Origin of the sequence: Kitasatospora sp. NPDC088264, assembly GCF_040685715.1 — a bacterium.
Taxonomy (GTDB): domain Bacteria; phylum Actinomycetota; class Actinomycetes; order Streptomycetales; family Streptomycetaceae; genus Kitasatospora.
In genome coordinates, this window is the sequence record NZ_JBFBIR010000053.1 from 19,633 (window position 1) to 43,042 (window position 23,410).

Genomic DNA, 23,410 nt, shown 5'->3' on the forward strand with positions numbered 1-23,410 from the left:
TCACTCATGGCTTCACGTCCTCCACGTCTTCCACGTCCGCCCGGGTGCCCTGCGGGGCGTCGGCGAGCAGCAGGCGGGCGAGTTCCAGGCGCTTGATCTTGGTGGTGGCGGTCCTCGGCAGCTCGTCCAGCCGTCGGTGGACCGGCTCGGCCATCGGCGGCAGCGACGCCGTGGCGCGCCGCCAGGCCGCCAGGTCCAGTGGTTCGTCGTCCTTGGTGCACACCACCGGCACGGCCCGGCCGTCCGGGCCGGGGATGATGATGACCTCGGCGAGGCCGGGCAACTGGCCGAACAGGGTGTCCTCGGCCGCGAGGGTGCTGCCGAAGCCCTCGATCAGGTCGACCTCGCGGTCCAGCAGGTGCACGCAGCCCCACTTGGTGCGGTAGCCGACGTCGCCCATCCGCCACCAGCCGTCCGCCGACACCTGGGCGTCGTAGCGGTCCTGCTCGCCGAGATAGGTGACGATGCGTCCGTCGCTGCGCACCTCGATGAAGCCCGGGTTCCGCTCGGACGGCGGGTTGCCGTTCCGGCTGACGACCCGGACGTCGGTCATCCCGGGGAACGGCATGCCGACGCAGCGGCCGTCGTCGTCCAGGGTGCGGCGTCGGGTGAAGCCGCGGACGATGGCCGGGCCGACCTCGCTCTGCCCGTACAACTGGCCGAAGAGCGGCGAGCGGCGCCGGGTGGCGCGCAGCAACCGGTGCACGGTCCGCGGGTGGATCGCGTCGAAGGTGCTGCTGAACAGCTTGACGTTGGACAGTGGGCCGCGCGGGTCCTGCGCCAACTCCTCCCACTCCATGAAGGAGTTGGGGTGCGCCTCCAGGATGCCCGGCTTCAGCCGCGCGAACAGGTCGCCGACGTGCTTCGGGTCCGACTCGCGCAGCACGACCAGCGGGAAGCCGCGGTAGAGCGAGATCGCCAGCGCGGTGATCAGCCGGGAGTGGACGAAGGAGACGTGGATGGCGATGGTCTCCCGGCCCGGGATCAGCGGGGCGATGACGGAGGCCTGCGGGCGGTAGCGGGACTGCAGGCTGAACCCGGTGTGCACGGCCAGCTTGGGCGTCCCGGTGGTGCCCGAGGTGTGGGTGATCAGCGTCGGGTGGTCGGCCGGCATGATGACGGGTTTGACCCTCTCCACCCCGGCCAGCGCCCGCAGTTCGACGGCGTCCCGGTACGAGCCGGAGGTCAGCACCACCCGGTCGGCGAGGTCGAAGACCGTCTCGGGCAGCACGTTGTCCAGCTTCTCCTGGTCGGTCACCAGGAACGGCCGGTCGGTACGGCGGACCAGCTCGGCGACGGTCGCGCCGTCCAGAGCCGGCGACAGCAGGACCGGGACCGCCCCGATCCGCGCCGCCGCGCACGCGAGCAGCGTGATGTCGAAGCCGTCGGCCTTGTACACCACCACCCGCCGGCTCGGCCGCACGCCCGCCGCCCAGAGCCGGGACGCCAGGTCGTCCACCAGGTCCGACACCTCGGCGACAGTCGCCCTGCGGCCCAACTCCGGTGCCGCGTCGAGGTCGTGGTCGAGGATGAGGACGTTCGCGCCGTGTCTGGCCGCGGCGCGTTCGAAGAGCATCCCGAGCTGAATTCCCCGGTTTCCGATACGTTGAAGAAGCACCTGTACGCCTCCCGGGCCGCGGCTGTGCGCCGTCGGCGCCTGACGTGAATGGAATGGACACCACCCGCGGTGAAAGGGACACCGTCCGAGGTGAATTGGCGTGCCCGGGCGTCCGAATGGCCGCGTGCCCGGGTACGAGCCCGGGAATTCCGGGCGAATCGCGGAAAGGCCGGATACCGCCCGGCGTCACGCCTCTTCGATGACGGCCTTGATGCGCTGCAGGGTGGCGGCCAGATCGCCGGAGATCTTGTCGCCCCACTCCGCGAAGAAGCGCTGCTTCTCGGCCGCGTCCATCTCCGCGGTGATGCCCTTGATGCCCTGGGTGGCCGAGTCCATGCGGAAGTGGTGGGTCAGCAGGCTGCCGCCGCCCTCGGCGGCTTCGATGTCGAAGCCCCAGATGCTCTCCTGCTTCTGGCCGTCCGAGTTGTGTATCGCCCACCGGAAGGTCCGGCCCGGCTCCGCGGCGACCACCTCGGACTGGGTCGTCCACCGGCCGCGGACCACCGGCGCCCAGGCGACGATGTCGTCGCCGCGGAGGTTGTCGCCGCGAAACACGGACCCGACGGCGGCCGGCTCGCCGACCGTCCATTCACCGCCCAGGCATTCCGGGCTCCATTCGCCGCTGCGCGGCAGGTCGCTGACCACCGCGTAGACCTCGACCGGTGTCGCGGAAATTCGAATGTCGGCGTCGGCGGAGAATATCGGCTGCTTCTCGTTGATGGTTTCGCCCATGCCGGGGATCGTCCCAGCCCGGCCCCGGCGGGGGTCAAGGGCGGGCCGGCGGGTCCGTCAACTCCGTGATTCCGTGTCAACTCCGGCCCGGTGCCGCGGCGAACGGCCGCGAACCGACCGGCATCGCGTACCACGAACCGGCCGGCACCGCGGGCCGCGAACCGACCGTCCCCTCGAACCGCTACGAACCGGCCCGGATCTCGCGGGCGAAGTGCAGGGCGACGATCGACATCCGGGCCGTGTGATAAAAGCGGTGCGCGCCGTGGTTGGTCACCCCCGAGTCGAGCTCGATCCGGGCGCACCCCGCCCGCCGGGCCCGCTCCTCCAGCTCCGCCATCAGCCGCCCGCCGACCCCCGCCGACCGCACCGCGCGGTCGGTCACCAGGTCGTCGACGAACAGCAGCCGGCCGCGGCTGGTCGCCAGCACCCGGTGGGTCGCCACCCCGACGCACCGCCCGCGACCGTCGTACGCGGCGGTGAAGACCAGCCCCTGCGCGTGCGCCTCGGCGGCGAAGGCGGCGAACCCCTCGGCGGTCAGGGCCGGCCTCAACTGCCGTATCAGCGGCCCGACATCGGCCGCCATGGCGGCGCTCCCCGGTGCGACGTCAACCATCGTCAGTTCCATCCCTCGATCTTCGCAGGGAATCCCGGTCCTCGGTCCGGGCGGGGATGTGAGTCCGGGCCCGTGGTCAGCCCGTGGTCAGCCCGTGGTCAGCCCGCGCAGGCCGGGCAGAGGCCGCGGTAGGTGACGGCGGCGTCGGTGACGGTGAAGCCGAAGCGCTGGTCGGTGGGCAGGGCGGTGAGGGGGTCGTCGGTGGGGTGGACGTCGCGGATGGTGCCGCAGTGGGTGCAGACGAGGTGCTGGTGCGGGTGGTGGGCGTTGGGGTCGTAGCGCTTGGCCCGGCCGTCGGTGGAGACCTCGATGACCTCGCCGAGGGTGACCAGTTCGCCGAGGGTGTTGTAGACGGTGGCCCGGGAGATCTCGGGCAGGCGTTCGGCGGCTCGGGCGTGGACCTCGTCGGCGGTGAGGTGAACGTGCTCGCCGTCCAGGACCTCCGCCACGACACGCCGCTGGGAGGTGAGGCGCCAGCCGCGTCCGCGCAGTCGCTCCAGCAGGTCACTCATATCGGTTCACCTATTCAGGTCAATGGGAAGACCGGATTTTACCAAGTGATTGCGGCTTCTCTCCGGTTCCCGATCGGATATGGGTTTGGTGTCAATCTTGACGTGGATCGAGTCCATCGTAGGATCGGCTCCGGCGATAGCCTGGGTAGCAGGAAGTAGCAGTCAAGACACCGTGATCCGCCTTGTAGGGAAGGATTTCCATGTCTGAGAACCACGATCCCATCGTTACCGAACCCGAGCCGCAGGCGGAGGGCACGGGTGGCTGCCCGGTGGCCCACGGGCGCGCGCCGCACCCCACCCAGGGCGGCGGAAACCGCCAGTGGTGGCCGGAGCGGCTCAATCTGAAGATCCTCGCGAAGAATCCGGCCGTGGCGAACCCGCTCGGCGCGGACTTCGACTACGCCGCGGCGTTCGGATCCCTCGACCTTCCGACCGTGAAGCGGGACATCGAGACGGCCCTCACCACCTCGCACGCGTGGTGGCCGGCCGACTACGGGCACTACGGCCCCTTCATCATCCGGATGGCGTGGCACAGCGCGGGCACCTACCGGATCAGCGACGGCCGAGGCGGCGCCGGCGCCGGGCAGCAGCGCTTCGCCCCGCTGAACAGCTGGCCCGACAACGCCAGCCTGGACAAGGCCCGCCGCCTGCTGTGGCCGGTGAAGAAGAAGTACGGCCGCAACCTCTCCTGGGCCGACCTGATGATCCTGGCCGGGAACGTCGCCCTGGAGTCGATGGGCTTCGAGACCTTTGGCTTCGGCGGCGGCCGGGTGGACGAGTGGGAGCCGGACGAGGACGTCTACTGGGGCCCGGAGACCACCTGGCTCGGCGACGAGCGCTACACCGGCGACCGCCAGCTGGAGCGCCCGCTCGCCGCCGTCCAGATGGGCCTGATCTACGTCAACCCCGAGGGCCCCAACGGCACCCCGGACCCGCTCGCCGCCGCCCGCGACATCCGCGAGACCTTCTACCGGATGGCGATGAACGACGAGGAGACCGTCGCGCTGATCGCCGGCGGCCACACCTTCGGCAAGACCCACGGCGCGGGCCCGGCGGACAACGTCGGCCCCGACCCGGAGGACGCCCCGATCGAGCAGCAGGGCCTCGGCTGGAAGAGCACCTTCCGCACCGGCAAGGGCGGGGACGCGATCACCAGCGGCCTGGAGGGCGCCTGGACGGCCACCCCGGTGACCTGGGACAACAGCTTCTTCGAGACGCTGTTCGGCTACGAGTGGGAGCTGACCAAGAGCCCGGCCGGCGCCTTCCAGTGGAAGCCGAAGGGCGGCGCCGGAGCGGGCACCGTCCCGGACGCCCACGACCCGTCCAAGCGGCACGCCCCGACGATGCTGACCACCGACCTCTCGCTGCGCCTGGACCCGGTCTACGAGCCGATCTCCCGGCGCTTCCTGGAGCACCCCGAGGAACTCGCGGACGCCTTCGCCCGCGCCTGGTTCAAGCTGACCCACCGCGACATGGGCCCGGTCGCCCGCTACGTCGGCGCGGAGGTCCCGGCCGAGCAACTGGTGTGGCAGGACCCGCTGCCCGCGGTCGACTACCGGCAGATCGACGCCGCGGACGTCGCCGCCCTGCGGGAGCGGATCGCCGCCTCCGGGCTGTCGGTCTCCGAGCTGGTGTCCACCGCGTGGGCGGCGGCCTCCTCCTTCCGCGGCAGCGACAAGCGCGGCGGCGCCAACGGCGGCCGGATCCGGCTCCAGCCGCAGATCGGCTGGGAGGTCAACGAGCCGGACCGGCTGGCCTCGGTGCTGCGCACCCTGGAGGGCGTGCAGCAGGAGTTCAACGCCCGGTCCGGCGCCAAGCAGGTCTCGCTGGCGGACGTGGTGGTGCTGGCCGGCGGCGTCGGCGTGGAGAAGGCCGCCCGGGCGGCCGGCCACGACGTGGTGGTGCCGTTCACACCGGGCCGGGTGGACGCGACGCAGGAGCTCACCGACGTCGACTCCTTCGCGGCGATGGAGCCGACCTCGGACGGCTTCCGCAACTACGTGGGCAAGGGCAGCCGGCTGGGCGCCGAGTACCTGCTGCTCGACAAGGCGAACCTGCTGACCCTGAGCGCGCCCGAACTGACCGTCCTGGTCGGCGGCCTGCGGGTGCTGGGCGCCAACTACCAGCAGTCTCCGCACGGCGTCCTCACCGAGACCCCCGAGGCCCTGACGAACGACTTCTTCGTCAACCTGCTGGACCTGGGCACGGAGTGGAAGGCCACCTCGGAGGACGGGCACACCTTCGAGGGCCGGGACGCGGCCACCGGCGCGCTCAAGTGGACCGGCACCCGGGCCGACCTGGTCTTCGGCTCCAACTCCGAACTGCGCGCCGTCGCCGAGGTCTACGCGAGCGACGACGCGAAGGAGAAGTTCGTGGCCGACTTCGTCGCGGCGTGGGTCAAGGTGATGAACCTGGACCGGTTCGACGTCGCCTGATCCCGCGCCCGCCCGATCCCGTGATCCCGGGTTCCCGGGCGGCCGACGGGAGTTGGCGTCAGCCGTCCGGAGGGCGGTGAGGATCCGCCATCGGCCCGGAGGTGTACGCCTCCGGGCCGATGGCGGACCGCTACCGGGGTTGCGCCGCCGTGCCGACGTTGACCAGCCCGGTCTCGTAGGCGGCGACCACCTCGATCCCCTCCGATTCGAGGATCAGCCGGAACCCGGTGCGGACCAGGGCCTGGTCGTCGGCCACCACCACGCGCAGCGCCCGCTCGCTCATGAACTCTCCAGGGGGATAAGGGCCTTGACGCGGTAGCCGCCGCGCGGCCGGGGGCCGGTGTGCAGGGTGCCGCCGTAGACGGCGAGGCGTTCGCGCAGGCCGATCAGGCCTCCACCGCGGCCATCGCCTCGCGGGCCTTGTCCGGGGCGGTGTCCAGGATCTTGCGGGCGGCCCCGGCCTGGATCGTCATCATGCTCACGTTGTGCGTCACCACGTCGTGCAACTCCCGAACGATCCACGCCCGTTCGAGCTCCACCGCGTGCTCCAGCGCGGCCAGCCGCCCGCGCTCCAGGGCGGACAGCCGTTCGCGCTCCTCGTCCACCCGGCGGCGCCACATCCGTAGTTCGTAGGCGACCGCGAACACCGGGACCAGGACCAGCAGCGCGATCACCGCGTTGGGGAAGTGCGGCAGCTTGGCGTCGTCGAAGAGCACCACCAGCGTCGCGGCGGCCGCCGGCAGGATCGGCAGCAGTGCCGCCGGGCGGCGCCCGTAGGCGGCGGCGCTGTAGGCGGCGATGATGACGGCCACGCCGGCCGCGTACGCGATGTCCTCCGACTGGTGGCGCACCAGCAGCGCGGCCGGCATCACCGCCCACAGCACCGCCAGCGGCAGGCGGCGGCGCAGCACCAGCGGCAGCGGCACGAGCGGCACCAGCAGCATCAGCCCGTACCAGTCGGTGCCGTGACCCTTGCTCGCGGTGGTGGCGTAGCGGGCGCAGGCGAAGGCGAGGAACAGGGCCGGGGCCAGGTCGAAGGCCTGGCCGCGCCGGGTCGGCCGGACGGGGGAGCGGAGTCGCCCTGGGCAGCGTCCCCGGCGCGCCGCCCGTCCGTACCTTCGTGCCGTCCACCAGGCGGGAACGTACGAGGAGCGGGGGACGAGCAGCGAACCGGTGATCGAACTGAGCGGTGTGAGCCGCCACTACGAGGGCGCGCGGGCGGCCCTCGCCGAGGACTGCGCCACCGCACGGTCCGGATGCGGGACGGCCGGATCGCCTCGGACTCGGCGGTGGCGGCATGACCGCGCTGGGCAGGGCGGTGCGCGCGGGTGTCCGCCGGAGCCGCACGCAGTCCGTCGCGATCGGGCTGGCCGCCCTGGTGGCCACCACCTGCTCCGTCCTCGGCGGCTCGGCCCTCGACGTGTTCGGCACGCCGGTGCTGGCGCTGCTCGGGTTCGGCGGCGTGCTGATCGCGCTGCTCGGGGCGCTGCTGCCCGCCGTCCGGGCGGCTCGGGCGCGGACGATCGAGGCGCTGCGGGCCGAGTGAGGGGCCGGGCGGCGGGTCAGGCGCCCTCGCCGGGCCGGTGACCCTCCGCCTTGGGCTCCTCCGCCGTGTCCTGTTCCGCCGCGTTCCGCGCGGCCGGGTCCTGCTCCGCCGGGTCCTGCTCCGCCTTGTGCTCGGCGGTCCGGACCTGCTCGGCGAAGGCCTGCGCGTCGATCCGCTCGACCGTGGCCCCGTGCCGGGAGGCCAGGTCGTCGGCCCGGTCGGGGGAGGACTCCCGGAGCTCCAGGACGAGCAGCGCGCCGCCGTCCGGGACGCGCGGCGAGAGCATGATCAGCCCGGCGCCGCCCTCCGTCGCCCGGCCCTCCTCGGCGGCGTTGCCGAGCGCCGCACCGGCCGCGAAGCCGAGCAGGACGCCGATCGGCCCGCCGACCAGGCCCACCAGGCCGCCGAGGACGCCGGAGCTGACGGTGGTCACGCCCGCGCCCCGGGTGAAGGTGTCCTGGATCTCCAACAGGCCGTCGGCGCTGCGCTCCAGCGCCGCCAGCTGCCGCAGGCCCGGCAGGTGCTGAGCCTCGTCGAAGGCCGTCCGCCACGTGGCGGCGTCCGGGAAGGTCAGCAGGACGACGTTGTGCTGCTCGCTCATCGCGCTCCGATCGGGCCGGGGGCGGGGGTTGCCGGATTCCATCGTGACCTTCGGTGCCCGGCCCGGCCACAGGAGCGACGGGCGGTGCGGACTGCCCGGGGCCCGGCCGTTCAAACGTGGGGCCTGGTTCAGGCCCCCGTCACTGCCCGGATTCCGGACAGGTGTAGGGCGACGGGAGGTTCGACGGCTGGCCGGGGGAGCGGGCGCGGCCTGCGGAAGCAGGACGGGCGGGGAGGCCTCGTCCCTATTTCGACCCTGGCCGAAATTGTGCCCGGTGCGCGGCACACCCCTGGTGCGGCGGGTGGGGCGGTGCCAGGATCCCGACCCGGCACGACCGTGCCAGACCCGAATGTCTGAAGGAGGCACCATGCAGCCCACGGCAGAGCAGGTCCGCGCGCTCAAGGACGAGGACTTCCGGCTCACCCTCGGCCAGGGCCACCAGGTCCACCCGGCCGGCGACCTGTCGGACGAGGTCTACGTGACCGCCGCGGTGCAGGCCAGCACCTGTGGCGGTTGGAGCAGCTGCGCCCACGTCTGCAGCTTCTGAGTCCGCCGTCCGCGGCGCGGACCCCGGTCGCACCGCCGGAGCCCGCGTCGCGGACGCACGATACGGCCGGTGAGCGCGCGCCCCGGCCGCATCGCCGGGGCGCGTACGCCCGGTACCGCGACCGTCGAGCGCACAGCACCGAAACCGTCGTGCACGAACCGAGCATGGAGAGACCGCCCGTGGTTGACGCGTCCGAAATCCGTCGGGCCGCCGCCCGAGCCGTCCCGCTCGCCGCCCGCGGTCCGCTGCCCGACCCGGACGCCCAGCGCGCCGAACGGACTGAACGGGCCGACCGTGCCGGGCGGATCCTCGACCGCTGGCGCGCCCAGCCGCCCTTCGACCGGGACGACTGGTTCGAGCGCCGCCTCGCCGCCGACCGCCTCGACCCGGACGGGCTGCGCGCCCTGCTCGCCGAACACCCGGCCGACCTCGCGGACCGCCTCGGCACCCCCGACTGGGCCGAACGCCTCGCCGCCGCCTTCGAGGCCGGGCACACCCTCGACCTCCCCGAGGAGCACGCCTTCGCCCGGCTCGTCGCCCCGCTGCTCGCCGACGCCCGCGACCGCCTGCGCACCGGCCTCGCCGAACTCGGCCCCGCCACCCCGGGCGCGGCTTCCCCCGGTCCCGCCACCCTCGGCACCCCCGACCAGCTCGCCGACCTCGTCCTGCCCGCACTCACCGCGACCGCGCACACCGCGGCCGTCCGCACCGTCATCACCGAACTCCACGTCGCCCGCCTCTCCGGCGAGTTGACCGGAGACACCCCCGAACAGCGCTACCGGAACTTCCTCGACCGGCTCACCGAACCCGGCCGCGCCGTCCGACTCCTCGCCGAATACCCGGTGCTGGCGTACCGGCTGGCCACCGCCGCCGAACAGTGGACCGCCACCTGCCTCACCCTGTACCGCCGCCTCGCCGCCGACCTCCCCGCCCTCGCCCGCACCTTCGCCGACGGCCGCCCGCTCGGCCGCCTCACCGAACTCGCCACCGGCCTCGGCGACCCGCACCGGGGCGGCGCCAGCGTCAGCGCCCTGCGCTTCGAACACGGCACCCGCATCGTCTACAAGCCGCGCCCGCTCGGCGCCGAGACGCACTTCCAGCACCTCCTGCGCTGGCTCAACCCCATGCTCCGGCTGCCGCTGCACGACCTCGCCCACCTGGCCCGCGACGGCTACGGCTGGGTCGCCCACGTCGCCGCCGAACCAGCCAGCGACGACGCCGAGTTGAGCGACTTCTACCACCGCGCCGGCACCCTCGCCGCGCTGCTCCACACCCTCGACGCGGTCGACTGCCACGCCCAGAACCTGATCGCCGTCCGCGACCAGCCGGTCCTGATCGACCTGGAAGCGCTGTTCCACCCCGACCTGCCCGAACCCGCCAAGGACCTCTCCGAGTCCGAACGGCTCGCCCGCCACCAGGCCCGACACTCGGTGCTGCGCTCCGGCCTGCTGCCCGAGCGCATGTGGGACGAGGGCAACGGCGGCACCGACCTCTCCGCCCTCGGCTGGGATCCGGGCAGCCTCCCGCCGCGCCCCGCCCCCGTCCTGGTCGACCAGGGCACCGACCGGCTCCGCCTGGAGTACCACCGGATGCCCGTCGCGGCGCCCGGCAGCCGTCCCGTCCCGCCCGGGCGGCCGCTGCGCCTGGCCGACCACGTCGGCGAGCTCGAAGCCGGCTTCACCGAGGCCTACCGGCTGCTCGCCGCCCACAAGGGCGAACTCCGGGAACTCATCCGGGCGTTCGCCGCCGACGAGACCAGGATGCTCCGCCGCGACACCTTCGAGTACCGCAGCCTGCTCGCCACCGCCTGCCACCCCGACCTGCTCCGCGACGGCCTCGACCAGGACCGCCACCTCGACCGGCTCTGGGCGCTCCCCGCCTGGGAGGACCACGCGCTCGCCTACGTCGACCACGAGCGCGCCGACCTCTGGCGCGGGGACGTCCCGGTCTTCACCATCCGCCCCGACAGCGTCGACGCCCGCTCCTCCACCGGCGTCCTGATCCCCGGTGTCACCGACCGGCCCGCACTCGACCTCGCCCTCGCCAAGGCGGACGCCCTCGGCGAACCGGACCTGGCCCGCCAACTCCAGCTGCTGCGCCTGTCGGTGACCACCGCGGACGGCGCCCGCGAGCCGCGCCGCCACCCGGTCACGTCCCCTCCCGCGCCACCCGGGAGGCCGGCCGAAGGCCCGGACCTGGCCGCCCGCGCCCTCGCCAAGGCCGTCGACGCCGGCGAACAGCTCCTCCGGGAGGCCTACCGGGGGAGCGCGGACCTCGCCTGGGCCGGCCCCAACTGGGCCCCGCCCGGCCGCTGGGCACCCGCCGAACTCGGCCCCGACCTCTACAGCGGGACGGCCGGCGTCGCCCTCTTCCTCCATCAGCTCGCCACCGTCACCGGTGATCGCGAGCACCGAAGCACCGCCCGGGCAGCCGAACTGACGTTACGTCACCAAATTCGCCGGCGCGCCGACCGCCTCGGCGGCGGCCTCGCCGGAGTCGGCGGCATCCTCTACGCCCTCGCCCACCTCGCCGCCCACCACCCCGACGCCGAACTCGACGCCCTGGCCGCCCAGGTGGTGCGCCGCAGCGCCGCCACCGCCGCCGACGACGCCCAGCACGACCTCCTCGCCGGCAACGCGGGCACCATCGGCGGACTGCTCGCCTGGGCGGCCGTCCGCCCCGGCCCCGCCGTCACCGACGCCCTCGCCGCCTGCGCCGAACGCCTCGTCCGGGCCGCCGCCCCGCACCCCGAAGGCGGCGCCGGCTGGCTGCCCGCCTCCCTCGCCGGCACCGTCAAGCGCCCGCTGGCCGGTTTCGCGCACGGCGGCTCCGGCATCGCCTGGGCGCTCGCCCGTGCCGGCCGGCATCTCGGTGACCCCCGGCTGCCCCAACTCGCCCTCGCCGCCGTCGAGTACGAACGCACCCTGTTCGACCCGGCCGCCGCCAACTGGCGCGACGTCCGCGAGGACGACGGCCCTGACGCGCCCCACTACCCGGCCCTCTGGTGCCACGGCGCCTCGGGCATCGCGCTCGCCCGCACCGAACTCGCCGAACTCCTCCCCGAAGCCCGCGAGTTGCTCCTCGCCGAACGCGACACCGCCCTGACCACCGTCCTCCGCGAGGGCTTCGGCCACAACTTCTCGCTCTGCCACGGCGACTTCGGCAACCTCGAACCCCTCCTGCTCGCCGGCGACCGCTGGCGCACCGCCGCCCTGCGGCAGGCCCACGCCACCCTCGACGACCTCGACACCCGCGGCTGGACCTGCGGCCTCCCGCACGGCGTCCACAGCCCCTCCCTGATGGTCGGCCTCGCCGGCACCGGCCACGGGCTGCTCCGCCTCGCCGCCCCCACCACCCCCTCCCTCCTCGCGCTCCACCCGCCGACCCCCTGAGACGGTCGGCGAGGTCGGCGAGGTCGGGCAGCGCGGGCTCGGCCGGGATGTTCCTGTGATCGTCGGACCGCGTGCCCGGAGCGTGCCGCAGTCGGCCCCCGAATCGAACATCGCGGACCCTCCCGGTGATCGATTGCCACCAACTCGCCGCCGCCGACACGGAATCGCCCGGATCGAGTGAGACCGGCCGGGACACGCCGGACGGCCCGGCGGACCGCTGCCAGGATCGGGGTCCGCACCGCAGCAGGCCCTTCGCAGCGTGCCTTCCGGCACCGCTGCCGACCCCACACGCCCACTCGGCGGTGAGGGCTGCCCGCGCGCGGATCCGCTGCGGCCACCGGCCGCCGTACCAGGGAGCAGGGAGCACTGTGTCCGAACAGATCGTGAAGCCCGAGAGGCCCCACACCCCGCCCGACCGCACCCCCTCCGACCACGACCAGCCCGACCAGCACGACCAGGACCACGACCAGCACGACGAGGACCACGACCAGCACGACGAGGAGCTGCGCCTGCGCTTCCCCGGCGACCGCCGCGCCGAGGCCGGCGCGTCGATGTCGGCGAACGCGATGCTGCGCCGCCTCCCGCACCTGGTGCGCCGCGCGGTGGCGCTGGCGTGGGCGGCGGACCGGACGTCCACCGTGCTGCTGCTGGTGTGCCAGGCGCTGGCGGGCGTGTTCGGGGCGTTGGCGCTGTACGCGACGACCGGCACCCTGGGCGCGCTGCTGGTGGCGGGCCCGGTGGGGGAGCACCTGCGGACCGCCGCGCCGTCGCTGCTCCTGCTGACCGTCTCGGCCGCGCTGCGCGCGGTGCTGGGGGTCGCGGTGGTGGGGCTGTCCGGCCGGGTGTCGCCGAGGGTCACCCGGGAGGCGGAGCTGGCGCTGATCGCCGCCGGGTGCGCGGCCGAGCTGCGGGCGTACGACGAGCCCGCGTACAACGAGCAGTGGGAGGCGGCCGATCGGGGTGCCTCGACCACGCCGGACCTGCTCTCCAACGCCCAGGACGTGATCGCCTCGACGGTCTCGCTGGCCGCTGCGGCGGGTGTCCTGGCGACGCTCCATCCGTGGCTGGTGCCGCTGCTGCTGCTGGGTTCGGTGCCGACCGGGGTGGCGGCCGTCCGGACGGCCCGGATCCACTACCTGGCGGCCGTGGTCACCAACGAGGACCGTGGCGCGCTGCGCGTCTACCGCTGGTTCCTGATCGACAAGACCCGTGCGGACCAGGTCCGTTCGGACCAGGTCACGCCGTTCCTGATGGCCAAGTACCGCCGCGCCGGGGAGAAGATCGTCGAGGCGACGGACCGGGCGACCAGGGAGGCGGCGAAGGTCTCCCTGCTGGCCTCGCTGGGCACGGGGGCGGGCAGCGCGCTGGTCTGGGGCACGCTGCTGTACCTGGTGGCGAGCGGCCGGATCGACCTGGCGGCGGCGGGTACGGCGACGTTCGCGCTGCGGACGGCCTCGTCCGGGCTGCAGGGCCTGGTCGGCAACGGCGCCCGGCTCTACCGGATGGGCCTGTACCTGGACGACTACTTCACCTTCCTGGACGAGGCCGGCGGTCACCGGATCCGGCGCGGCGGGATCGTGCCGGACGCGCCGCGACTGGTGGAGGTCGTGGACCTCGGGCACGCCTACCCCGGCGAGCAGCAGGAGCCGGCGCTGCGCGGGGTCAGCATGACGCTGCGGGCCGGGGAGGTGGTGGCGGTGATCGGGCAGAACGGCAGCGGCAAGTCGACGCTGCTGAAGCTGCTGTCGGGCCTCTACCTGCCGCAGTCCGGCCGGATCTGCTGGGACGGCGTGCCGGTGGAGGAACTGGACGCGGACGGCATGTGGTCGCGGGTGGCCCGGGTGCCGCAGGAGTTCGCGCGCTGGCCGCTGGGGGCGGCCGAGAACGTCCACCTGGGGCACCTCACCGAGCAGGTGATGGCGGACGTGGAGCGGGCGGCCGCGCGGACGGGCTTCGACGAGATCGTGGCCCGGCTGCGGTCGGGCTGGCGCACGCTGCTGGCCCAGGGCTGGTGGGGCGGCGCCGAGTTGTCGGGCGGCGGCTGGCAGCGGGCGGCGGTGGCCCGGGCGCTGTACCGGACGGTGCGCAGCCCGGGGCTGCTGATCCTGGACGAGCCGACCTCGGACCTGGACCCGCGCGCCGAGCACCGCATCCTGCACGCGCTGCGCGCCCTCGCCCCGGGGCGGATCACGCTGCTGGTGACGCACAACATCGCCAACGCGGCGGTGGCGGACCGGGTGATCGTGATGGACCGGGGCCGGATCGTGCAGACCGGCACCTGGGCGGAGCTGGCGGCGCGCCCGGACGGGCTGTTCCGTGAGCTGCTGGACCTCCAGCGGGACCGGACGGTCCCGGCGCAGCGGGTTTAGGGCGTGTCTGACAATTCCCGCCGGGCGCGCGACGCCGGGCATCCCGCCCGGACGCACCGCCGAAACGCCCAAGTACGACCCAGTACGAGGACGCTTCGCCGGCACGCCCGGCCGGGCGCCCAACGCCGCGCGCTGATCCGCCGCGAATTGTCAGACACGCCCTGACGTCCTCGGCCGTCGAGGCCGGTGCTGACCGTCCTCCGTACCGTCGTCGTCACGGCGGTACGGAGGACGGGCGGCTCCCGCCGGACGCGCGGGGTCTCGTTGACGGCCCTGCGCCGGTGCGTCGGTGCGCCGGTGCGCCAGTGGGGCAGCGCGTCAGTGGGTCGTGCGTGCCGCGTCGCGCAGCCGGCGCCAGGTGCGGCTGACGGACGCCAGCCCGGCCCGCCCGGCGGCGGTCCCGCCGCCTTCCCAGGCCCGGGCCGCCTCGGCGAACGTCTCCGCGCGCTCCGCGTTCTCCGCCGCCGCCCGGGCCGCCTGTGCCTGCGCAGCCCGGGCGGTGAGCCGCACGTCCTCCGGTTCGATCATGTCGAGCCTCGCCCGGACGTGGTCGAGCAGCGCGGCGCAGGAGTCGTCGATCGCGGCCTCGCCCAGCGGGCGCGCCGGGAGGTCCAGCCCGTCCGTCAACCGCTGCTCCAGGGCGGCCCGCAGGTCCGGCACGGAGATGTCGCGGATCGTGAGGGAGAGGTGGGCGGAGAGGCCGGCGGCGCCGACCGCGCGGTGCGCGAAGCCGCGCGGGACGTAGAGCACGCTGCCGGGTTCGAGGACGCCGTGCAGGAGCCGCGGGGAGTGCTCGTCGTCGGGGAGTTCTCCCGGCGACCAGTGCGCCACGGTCGGCGCGTCGTGGACGTACCAGGTCTTGCGTCCGGCCGCCTGGAGGACGAACACGTCGGCGTCGTCACGGTGCACCGCGAGACCCTGGCCGCCGGCGGGCGTGACGAAGAAGAACGCCTCGACGCGCCGGTCGAGTTCTTCGGACAGCCGCGCCACCAGCTCGCCCGTCGGGCGGTGCCACTGGTCGACGCAGCGCAGCAGCAGCGTCGCCCCGGCGCCCAGGAGCGCGAGGACCTTCGCACGGTCGGCGAAGCCGTGGTACGTGGTGCCGTTGACCACGCGTGACGTGGTGTAGGCCTCGGGCGGGACGGTCACCTTGGTGGAGCGGACCATCTCCAGGTAGGGGGTGCGCAGCAGCCCCGTGTCGAAGGCGGCGTCCAACGCGTCCAGGTCGAACGGCGGGGCGAGTTCCTCCGGCGTGAAGACCGCGGGCTTGCGCTGCCACTGGTGGCCGGTGAAGCTCCGGACATCGCCGACCCAGTCGGCCAGCGTGGGCGATTCCATGGTGTGTCCCGTGGTGTCAGGGTGTTCGGGGCTCGTGGGTCAGGCCCTGGCCGCGGCGTCGAACCGCACGGAGAGCAGGGAACGCAGGGGGACGTGCGTCTCCTGCCGCGGGCCGCGAATGGCGAGCCGGTGGTCGAAGGCGACGTTCAGCAGGCGTTCGGCCAGGGGTACGACCAGGTGCTTGGCCCAGCAGCGGGCTCCGTCGAAGCCGAACGGCATGAACCCGGGCGTCTTCTCTGGGTCCGCCATCCCGGCCCACCGTTCGGGCCGGAACTCCAGCGGGTCGGACCAGTGCTCCGGGTCGCGGTGCATCAGGAGCGGGAAGAGCGCGACGCGGTCCTCGGGCCGGATCTCGGGGTGCAGTCCGGTGTAGGCGTGGCCGTCGTTGCGGAACAGCATCCACGCGGGCGGGAGCAACCGCAGGGTCTCCCACAGGACCTCGGTGAGGTCGGCGCGGGCGCCCTCCCGCTCCCGGTCCGGCCCCATGAGCCACAGGGCGTTGCCGGCCAGCGCGGCGACCCCGTCGCAGAGGGTGGCCGTCGATCGCCGGTACAGCGCGATGGCCTGCCTCCGCTCCCGGGCGCCGGAAGCGTCGCGGATCTGCGCGGCCAGCGCGGTGCTCCTGCCCTCGGCAGCGGATCCCGGCCAGACGGTGACGGCGCGGTCGACGATCCGGGAGAGCCTGTCGGAGCGGGTGACGCCGCGTTTCGACAGGAGGGAGACCGGCAGGGGGTCGGACGCGAAGAGCCATCGGCGCAGGTAGGAGGTGGCCGCGTAGGGCCAGGCGCCGGACAGCCCGCGTGCCGGGGGCTGCGGGGTCCTGATGCCCGCCATGACGTCCTGGCCCAGCGCGCGGATCGTCCGGGTCGCGCTGTCGTGGTGGATGTCCGCTCCCGCGGCGGGCTTGTAGACCGAGCGCTCCGCCGACCGCACGGGGCGCGCCGCGACGATTTCGGCCATCAGCTCGCAGTCGGAGACGCCGACCGTGCGGGCGTCGATCCGGAATACCTTTTCTTCCCTGGTCAGCAGGTCCTGGATCTTCGGGGCGTAAACGATGGAATGGCTGCGCCCGGCTGTCGGCGCCATTTCCTCCACGAGAATCCCGCCTCCAATGAAATGGCGATGAAATGAGTTCTCCGCAGCCGGTGGAGAACTCCGGACAGGGAGCGGGTGGGGCACTCCGCCGCGCCGGCGGGGACCACGGCATGCCCGGGGCCCCCGCCGCCGACGGTGCATCAGATGACGTGCAGGACCCACGCGTGGTTGGCGAGGTCCTCGTCACGCTTGAACTTCTTCACGATCGCCTTGATCATCTTCATGGGTATTCTCCCTTTCCGAGATTGCGGGCACAACGGAACAAGCGCCCGCGGCTTGGCGGAAATCCGACATTCCGGCCTGGAAGTCGAACTGGCTTTCATCTAACTCCGGACCTCAAGCGAAAGCTAGGTCCCTGACGGTCTTTTGACAAAGGATTCCCTGTTCCTCTGGTCGAGTGTGCGTCGCATTAGATGGCCGATCGTTATAACTTCCCGAGGCGCGCGGTGGGGGACCATATCGGTATGGAACTGAGGATTGAGGCCACCGACCTGCCGGGGCGTGAGTGTGCCGCCGCGCCGGGCTTCCCGGGCTACCGGGACCTGCACGTCGCCGTCCAACGCCGGGGTCGCCCGGCCGAGTTGCTCGACCTGTTCCCCGGTGACGCGCCGCGCGCCCACTGGTCGCTGGAGTGCGAGGCGAGGCCGACACCAGGAGGAGTGGACCTCACCGGCCGGTACGTGCAGGGCGGTCCCGGCGCCCGGTTCGTCTACCTGAACTGGGTGACCGGGAACGGCGACGGCCGGGCGCTGTTCCGCCGGGCCAAGCTGCTGCTGGCGGCGGTCGACCGGGAGGTCGCCGAGGCGGCGGTGGAGCGCGGCGTCCTGGTGGCCCGGCTGCGCCTGACGGACGCCAAGGGCCACCCGTTGTGCGCCGCCGTCCGCCCGCCCGTGGTGACCTGGTCGGCGGAGGGCTGAGTACGCGGCGTCCGAACGCGCGAGGAGGGCCCCGCCGCACGCGGGGCCCTCCTCAACGTTCGGTATGCGCAGGTCAGTTGTACGTGGTGGTGACGGTCACGCCGCCGAAGCCCTGCTGGGCGTAGAGGCTGAAGTACACCCAGCCGGACGGCGGGTTGGTGATGGTGAGGGTCTCGCCGTTGCCGGCGTTGGTGGACTTGGCCAGGTTCGACCCGGTGGTGGCCCACGCACCCCCGTTGTAGTAGAGGTCGGCGTTGCCGGTGCCGCCGCTGGTGGTGATGGTCAGCTGCTTCACGCCGGCGGGCAGGTTGAGGAAGCTGTAGCTGTAGTTGCCGGTGGTGGCGGCGACGCCGTCGCGGCGGCAGTTCTTGTCGTACTGCCGGGTGTCGCCGGCGGTGCAGAGCGGGGCCTGGCTGGTGGGCAGGCTGCCGCAGTTGTCGGCGCCGCAGGCCTTGAGCCAGGTGGCGAAGTCGGCGTCGTACGAGGTGCCGATGGTGGTCTTGAGGAGGGCGCGGGCGCCGTTCCAGTCGCCGACGCGGTACTTGGCGAGGAGTGCGTCGACGTCCTGCGGGTGCGACTGGAGCATGTAGCGCACCGCCAGGTAGCCCCAGTTGTAGACCTTGGTGGAGTCGGAGTTGTCGTAGGTGTTGTCGAAGAGGGTGCTCAGCGCGTAGGTGCCCTTGGCGGCCTGCGCGACGGCGTCGTCGTAGTGGACGCCCCGGTAGCTGTACGAGACGTACTCGGCGAGGCCCTCGACCCACCAGACGGTCGGGGTGGTCATGCCGGCGGCGAAGTCGCCGTAGAAGTCGTAGCGGCCGTCGAGGTAGTGGGTGTACTCGTGGTTGAGGTTCCAGATCTGGAAGGCGGGGCGCAGCCAGGAGGCCTCGTGCGCGATGAAGCGGGCCTGGTTGCCGGCCTTGGCCGGGTCGCCCTCCTCGTACATGCCGCCGTTGTCGACGGCGATGCCGTACATCTCCCAGGCGTAGAGGCTGTACTCGTAGTAGTCGTCGAAGACGACGACCTCAAGACTGGTGTTGTTGTCGTTGGCGACCGGGCCCTTGTCCTTGACCACCTGGTGGAAGAACTGGTCCTCGTTGATCAGGCTGGTGCAGGTGTCGGCGAGCTGCTGCGCGGTCATGTCCTGGGCGCGGATGCGCAGGTTGGCGTTGCAGGTGTGGTCGACGGTGAGCACGAGCGGGACGAGCCGGGCGGGCAGGTCGCAGGTGCCGTAGTAGCTGCAGTTGCCGGTGTCCTTCTTCTCCGCGAACCAGACCAGGTTCATGGTGAGCGGACCGGTGGCGCCGACCAGCGGGTAGCGGTTGATCAGGTCCTTGACGATCGGCCGGCCCTGGGCCTTGGTGGCGTCGTTGGCGACCAGGTTGCCGATCTGGATGCCGATCGAGGTGACCAGGTCGGAGCCGTTCAGCTGGGAGCTGTTGCGGGTGACGAAGGACGCCATGGCGGTGGCGAAGGAGGGGTCGGCCTGGAGGGCGGCGGTGAAGGCCGGGAGGTCGAAGCCGCGCTCGATGACGGTCTTGGTGTTGCCGACGGCGTCGGCCATCGAGCCGGTCCAGGAGCCGGTGTAGTCGTTGAGCAGGCCCTTGACGACGCCGGTGTAGCGGGCGTTCTCCTGGGCGCTGTCGATCAGGGTGACGGCCTCGGCGAGGGTCGCGCCGTTCGCCTCGGTGACGTCCTTGCTGTGCGGGGCGGCGAAGAAGCCGTCCAGGGCGCCGCGGATGGCGGTCTGGAGGGTGGTGCCGTACGGGCCGACCACGTCCGAGTGGTTCCACTGCACGTAGTAGCCGGCGCGGAGGTAGACCACCAGCTGGCCGGCCGAGGTGGAGTCGTCGCCGGGGTAGGCGGCGGACACGTCGCGCAGGGCGTTGGCGACGGTGGCCATCTGCGCCTCGTTGAACGCGCCCTTGGCGTCGTTGCCGGTCAGGTTGTACAGGGTGTTGATGCAGCCGAGGTCGGCGGCCTTGACCTGCTGGACGAGCGCGGCACCGGTGTTGCCGGTGAAGGCGGACACGTTGCAGGCGGCGGCGGGGGCGGCGGAGAGCTGCTTGGCGGCCTTGGCGGCGTGCGCACCGGTGGCGCTGCCCGCCGCCGGGGCGGTCGCCTTGGCCTGCTGGTCCGCGGCCAGCGGGCGGGCGTCCTTCGGAGTGTCGGGGGACTTGGGCACCGGGACGGAGCGCGGCGCCGCCGCCTTGCCGGCCTGGGCCTTGAGGGTGGTGGTGGAGTCGGCCGTCGCGGCGTGTGCCTGCGGGGCGAACAGGCCGAGAGCGAGGAAGAACGCGGCGCCGAGCGCGGGCAGTTTCCGCGCCTGGGCCGTGGTTATCCGGAAGGGACGCATCTGTGGGGGCCTCCGGGGCCGTTGAGGGTTGCCGTGCGGTTGGGGGCACACGGGTTCCTGATGTGTGACATGTAAAATGGCACAGTGATTGCGGCCGGGGGAAGGCTTGGGAACGGATTCGCGTCGGGCGAGATCGAACCGTTGCCGGATCAACACGCCGTCAGGCCGGCGACGGGGGTGCGATCCGGAGCAAAAGCGGTGAAACCCTCAGGCGGCGGCAGTCCGCGCCAACGGCGTCAACGCCGCGAACTCCAGCGGCGCCGACGGATCCACCGACAGCTCCGCCGGAGCCGGCTCGGCGCCGGAGCGGACCAGCAGGTCGCCGATCGCCGCCACCATCGCCCCGTTGTCCGTGCAGAGCCTCAGCGGCGGCACCCGCAGCGTGATCCCGGCCGCCGCACAGCGCTCCTCGGCCAGCGACCGAACCCGGGAGTTGGCCGCGACCCCGCCGACCACCACCAGGGTGCCGATCCCGTGATCGGTGCAGGCCCGCACCGCCTTGCGGGTCAGCACGTCGGCGATCGCCTCCTGCAACCCGGCCGCCGCGTCCGGGACGTACGGGTCGGAACCGCCCGAGCGCTGCGCCTCCACCCAGCGGGCGGCGGCCGTCTTGAGTCCGGAGAACGAGAACGCGTACGGGTCGTCCCGCGGTCCGGTCAGCGGCCGCGGCAGGCGGACGGCCGTCGGGTCGCCGTCCCGGGCGGCCCGGTCGATCGCCGGCCCGCCGGGGTAGGGGAGGCCGAGGATCCGGGCGACCTTGTCGAAGCACTCGCCGGCCGCGTCGTCCAGGGTGTCGCCGAGGTGGACGATCGGATCGCGGGCGAGGTCGCGCACCAGCAGCAGCGAGGTGTGCCCGCCCGAGACGATCAGCACCACGCAGGGGTTCGGCAGCGGCCCGCCGTCCAGCGTCGCGGCGGCGACGTGCCCGGCCAGGTGGTGCACCCCGTACAGCGGGACGCCGAGCGAGAACGCGTAGCCCTTGGCCGCGGCCACCCCGACCTGGAGCGCCCCGGCCAGCCCCGGACCGGTCGTCACCGCGACGGCGCCGACGTCATCGAGTGTCAGCCCGGCCCGCGCCAGCGCCTCGCCGACCACCGGCGCCATCGCGTGGACGTGCGCCCGGGCGGCGATCTCCGGCACCACCCCGCCGAAGCGGGCGTGCTCGTCCATCGACGACGCCACCGCCTGCCCGAGCAGTACGCCGTCCCGGACCAGACCCGCGCCGGTCTCGTCGCAGGAGGACTCGATCCCCAGCACCACCGGTGACCCTGTCACAGTCACTCACCCTCATCACTCATTACATGCACTCGCGACCATTGTGCCCGACGAGACGTGAGGAATAAGCAGGAGCCCATGCTTCGTTCCTGCAACTCATACGCAATAGTGTTGTCCCGGCACGATCATCACTGTTCATCGAAAGGGGCTGTGTCCCAGCATGGGCACCTACTCGCTTCCCGACCTGCCGTACGACTACTCCGCGCTTGAGCGGGCGATGTCCCCCGAGATCCTCGAACTGCACCACTCCAAGCACCACGCCGCCTACGTCAAGGGTGCGAACGACACCCTGGACCAGCTGGCCGAGGCGCGCGACAAGGAGCAGTTCGGCGGCCTGGTCGGCCTGCAGAAGACCTTCGCCTTCCACCTGTCCGGCCACGTGCTGCACTCGCTGTTCTGGCAGAACCTCTCCCCGGAGGGCGGCGACCGCCCCGAGGGCGAGCTGGCCGACGCCATCACCGAGCACTTCGGCAGCTTCGAGGCCTTCCGCAAGCAGCTCACCACCGCCACCACCGGCGTGCAGGGCTCCGGCTGGGGCATCCTCTCCTGGGAGCCGCTGGCCAAGCGCCTGATCGTCGAGCAGGTCTACGACCACCACGGCAACGTCGGCCAGGGCACCACCCCGCTGCTCGCCTTCGACGCCTGGGAGCACGCCTACTACCTGCAGTACCGCAACGTCCGCCCCGACTACGTCGAGAAGCTCTGGGACGTCGTCAACTGGCAGGACGTCTCGTCCCGCTTCGCGGCCGCCAAGACCGCCTGACCCGCACTAGGTGAACGGCCCCGGACCGGTCGGGCGGTCCGGGGCCTTCCTCGGGTCAGGAGAGCTGCAACAGCGCCTTCCGGTGCCGCCAGGCGAGCCGCAGGAGCGCCGCGCCGGCGGGCTGCATCGGCTCCGCACCGGTGAGGCGATCCACCTGCTCGGCTGTGAACGGGATGCCGGTCGAGCGCCCCGTCGCGTCGTCCAGCCCGACGCGGTGGCCCTCGTCGTTGGTCGAGACGATGCGCCGGAACGTCTCGTCGAACAGCTCGGCGTCGAACACGGCCACGGTGAGCATGTCGGTGACGAAGGTCAGCGGATCCATCCCGAGACCCAGCCAGAACACCCGCAGGCGGCCGTCCACACGTGCTGCGGTGAGCGACCTGTTGAGCGGCCAGGCGGCGTAGTCGATCGGCGCCCTGTCGCTCCCGTAGTCCTCGGCGTCACCGAGCAGTTCCTCGCCCAGCTCCCGCAGGATCGCCCGCCAGAGGTCGAAGTCGTTCCCCTCGTTCCACGGCGCGTCGTGCGAAGCCTGGAACATCCCGACCGGCATCACCTGGAAGAGACCCCCGCCGCTGGCGACCTTCTCGGGATCACGCCAGTGCAGCACGAACTCCGCTTCGCCGGTCCTGCGATCGTGCCGGATGGTCAGCGTACTGATGGCCGCCATGACCGGTCGGCGCGCGAGGTCGGTCGGATCGCCGATGGCAGCGCGGAAGGGCGTGGCGGCCCCGCCCGCCAGGACTGCCGCCGCGTACTCGTGCGCAACGGCCTCACAGATGTCGATCACGTCGAAGTACCGGCCGCGGCCGAAGGTCAGCGTCGGATCGCCCGCAGACGTCCCGACATCCAGCAGGCGGTAGCAGCTTCGATCCTCGAACAGCCTGGGCCTGGCAAGCTCCCGCACCGCGTCGGCGTAGCGGCGGTAGGCCGTTCCGCCCCTCCGGCGCGGGCGGATGCGGTCGAGCTCCGGCTCACCGCCGTCCAGGTCGGCCTCCGGCGCGTCCGGCTGCCAGCGCAGCCGGACGCGTTCCAGCGGCACCGGCTGCTCCGGAATCCAGTGCTGGCGAGCCAGCAGCGGAGTCCCCGGGACCAGCCGTTCGGGAGTGCTCTCGGCAAGGAGCCGATTGGTCAACTCGAAGCGGTGGTCGTTCAGGAAGCTCCGCACCCATCGCCAGTGCTCCCGGCTGTCGGACGGGCCCGGTCGGTCGTCTGCCACGATTCACCCTAACGCCGAGGCTCGTTCGTCGAGTTCCTCGACGCCCCGGCGATCCACCACGTCCCTCCGGCTCAGCTCGACACCTGAT

18 protein-coding genes and 1 pseudogene are annotated in these 23,410 nt (G+C 72.7%); 7 read left to right on the top strand and 12 right to left on the bottom strand.

The genetic code is table 11. The annotated features are described in order from the left end of the window. Nucleotides 1–4 precede the first annotated feature (4 nt). The 4 genes from AB0O82_RS29975 to AB0O82_RS29990 form a co-directional block, all read right to left on the bottom strand. The gene (locus tag AB0O82_RS29975; RefSeq protein ID WP_363587048.1) at nucleotides 5–1,576 is read right to left on the bottom strand and encodes a class I adenylate-forming enzyme family protein; all 1,572 of its coding nucleotides are present in this window, start codon (nucleotides 1,574–1,576) and stop codon (nucleotides 5–7) included. Nucleotides 1,577–1,804: 228 nt separating this feature from the next. Next, complete coding sequence (locus tag AB0O82_RS29980) at nucleotides 1,805–2,350, bottom strand: SRPBCC family protein (protein ID WP_363587049.1); 546 nt, start codon at nucleotides 2,348–2,350, stop codon at nucleotides 1,805–1,807. 181 nt (nucleotides 2,351–2,531) lie between these two features. Next, nucleotides 2,532–2,963 (bottom strand): GNAT family N-acetyltransferase, encoded by a 432-nt coding sequence (locus tag AB0O82_RS29985; RefSeq protein ID WP_363587050.1) that lies wholly within the window; start codon nucleotides 2,961–2,963, stop codon nucleotides 2,532–2,534. A 98-nt stretch (nucleotides 2,964–3,061) separates the two neighbouring features. After that, nucleotides 3,062–3,475 (bottom strand): transcriptional repressor, encoded by a 414-nt coding sequence (locus AB0O82_RS29990; protein WP_363587051.1) that lies wholly within the window; start codon nucleotides 3,473–3,475, stop codon nucleotides 3,062–3,064. Between the two features lie 200 nt (nucleotides 3,476–3,675). Between AB0O82_RS29990 and katG the strand changes: the two genes are divergently transcribed. Further along, on the top strand, nucleotides 3,676–5,910 hold the full coding sequence (katG, locus tag AB0O82_RS29995) for a catalase/peroxidase HPI (protein WP_363587052.1): 2,235 nt from the start codon (nucleotides 3,676–3,678) through the stop codon (nucleotides 5,908–5,910). Between the two features lie 181 nt (nucleotides 5,911–6,091). On the opposite strand, the pseudogene AB0O82_RS30000 reads toward katG, so the two are convergent. Further along, nucleotides 6,092–6,193 (bottom strand): annotated as a pseudogene (locus AB0O82_RS30000) (DNA-binding response regulator); the annotation flags it as partial. Between the two features lie 103 nt (nucleotides 6,194–6,296). Then, complete coding sequence (locus tag AB0O82_RS30005; RefSeq protein ID WP_363587053.1) at nucleotides 6,297–6,854, bottom strand: histidine kinase dimerization/phosphoacceptor domain-containing protein; 558 nt, start codon at nucleotides 6,852–6,854, stop codon at nucleotides 6,297–6,299. A gap of 353 nt (nucleotides 6,855–7,207) precedes the next feature. Here AB0O82_RS30005 and AB0O82_RS30010 point away from each other — a divergent pair, with 353 nt between their 5' ends. After that, nucleotides 7,208–7,456, top strand: a complete 249-nt coding sequence (locus AB0O82_RS30010) for a hypothetical protein (protein ID WP_363587054.1) — start codon at nucleotides 7,208–7,210, stop codon at nucleotides 7,454–7,456. A 16-nt stretch (nucleotides 7,457–7,472) separates the two neighbouring features. On the opposite strand, the gene AB0O82_RS30015 is transcribed toward AB0O82_RS30010, so the two are convergent. After that, nucleotides 7,473–8,057: a hypothetical protein gene (locus tag AB0O82_RS30015; RefSeq protein ID WP_363587055.1), complete on the bottom strand. Its 585-nt coding sequence runs from the start codon at nucleotides 8,055–8,057 to the stop codon at nucleotides 7,473–7,475. Nucleotides 8,058–8,424: 367 nt separating this feature from the next. On the opposite strand from AB0O82_RS30015, the gene AB0O82_RS30020 reads away from it, so the two are divergent. The 3 genes from AB0O82_RS30020 (at nucleotide 8,425) to AB0O82_RS30030 (ending at nucleotide 14,365) form a co-directional block, all read left to right on the top strand. Continuing rightward, nucleotides 8,425–8,604, top strand: coding sequence for a hypothetical protein (locus AB0O82_RS30020; protein WP_063346527.1), 180 nt, complete (start codon nucleotides 8,425–8,427; stop codon nucleotides 8,602–8,604). A 179-nt stretch (nucleotides 8,605–8,783) separates the two neighbouring features. Next, complete coding sequence (locus AB0O82_RS30025) at nucleotides 8,784–11,996, top strand: type 2 lanthipeptide synthetase LanM family protein (RefSeq protein ID WP_363587056.1); 3,213 nt, start codon at nucleotides 8,784–8,786, stop codon at nucleotides 11,994–11,996. A 368-nt stretch (nucleotides 11,997–12,364) separates the two neighbouring features. Continuing rightward, nucleotides 12,365–14,365, top strand: coding sequence for an ABC transporter ATP-binding protein (locus AB0O82_RS30030; RefSeq protein ID WP_363587057.1), 2,001 nt, complete (start codon nucleotides 12,365–12,367; stop codon nucleotides 14,363–14,365). Between the two features lie 318 nt (nucleotides 14,366–14,683). Here AB0O82_RS30030 and AB0O82_RS30035 read toward each other — a convergent pair whose 3' ends face one another. Beyond that, complete coding sequence (locus AB0O82_RS30035; protein ID WP_363587058.1) at nucleotides 14,684–15,703, bottom strand: cupin domain-containing protein; 1,020 nt, start codon at nucleotides 15,701–15,703, stop codon at nucleotides 14,684–14,686. 39 nt (nucleotides 15,704–15,742) lie between these two features. Further along, entirely contained in the window at nucleotides 15,743–16,789 is a 1,047-nt protein-coding gene (locus AB0O82_RS30040; protein WP_363587059.1) for a cytochrome P450, read from the bottom strand. A 473-nt stretch (nucleotides 16,790–17,262) separates the two neighbouring features. Between AB0O82_RS30040 and AB0O82_RS30045 the strand changes: the two genes are divergently transcribed. After that, complete coding sequence (locus AB0O82_RS30045; RefSeq protein WP_363587060.1) at nucleotides 17,263–17,715, top strand: DUF5990 family protein; 453 nt, start codon at nucleotides 17,263–17,265, stop codon at nucleotides 17,713–17,715. A 73-nt stretch (nucleotides 17,716–17,788) separates the two neighbouring features. Here AB0O82_RS30045 and AB0O82_RS30050 read toward each other — a convergent pair whose 3' ends face one another. Further along, nucleotides 17,789–20,068 carry a M9 family metallopeptidase gene (locus tag AB0O82_RS30050; RefSeq protein WP_363587061.1) on the bottom strand — a complete coding sequence of 760 codons (2,280 nt, stop codon included), beginning with the start codon at nucleotides 20,066–20,068 and terminating at the stop codon, nucleotides 17,789–17,791. A gap of 207 nt (nucleotides 20,069–20,275) precedes the next feature. Further along, nucleotides 20,276–21,328, bottom strand: coding sequence for a tRNA (adenosine(37)-N6)-threonylcarbamoyltransferase complex transferase subunit TsaD (gene tsaD / locus AB0O82_RS30055; protein WP_363587079.1), 1,053 nt, complete (start codon nucleotides 21,326–21,328; stop codon nucleotides 20,276–20,278). A gap of 175 nt (nucleotides 21,329–21,503) precedes the next feature. On the opposite strand from tsaD, the gene AB0O82_RS30060 reads away from it, so the two are divergent. Continuing rightward, entirely contained in the window at nucleotides 21,504–22,106 is a 603-nt protein-coding gene (locus AB0O82_RS30060; protein WP_363587062.1) for a superoxide dismutase, read from the top strand. A gap of 55 nt (nucleotides 22,107–22,161) precedes the next feature. Here AB0O82_RS30060 and AB0O82_RS30065 read toward each other — a convergent pair whose 3' ends face one another. Then, complete coding sequence (locus tag AB0O82_RS30065) at nucleotides 22,162–23,322, bottom strand: XRE family transcriptional regulator (protein ID WP_363587063.1); 1,161 nt, start codon at nucleotides 23,320–23,322, stop codon at nucleotides 22,162–22,164. Nucleotides 23,323–23,410: the final 88 nt, after the last annotated feature.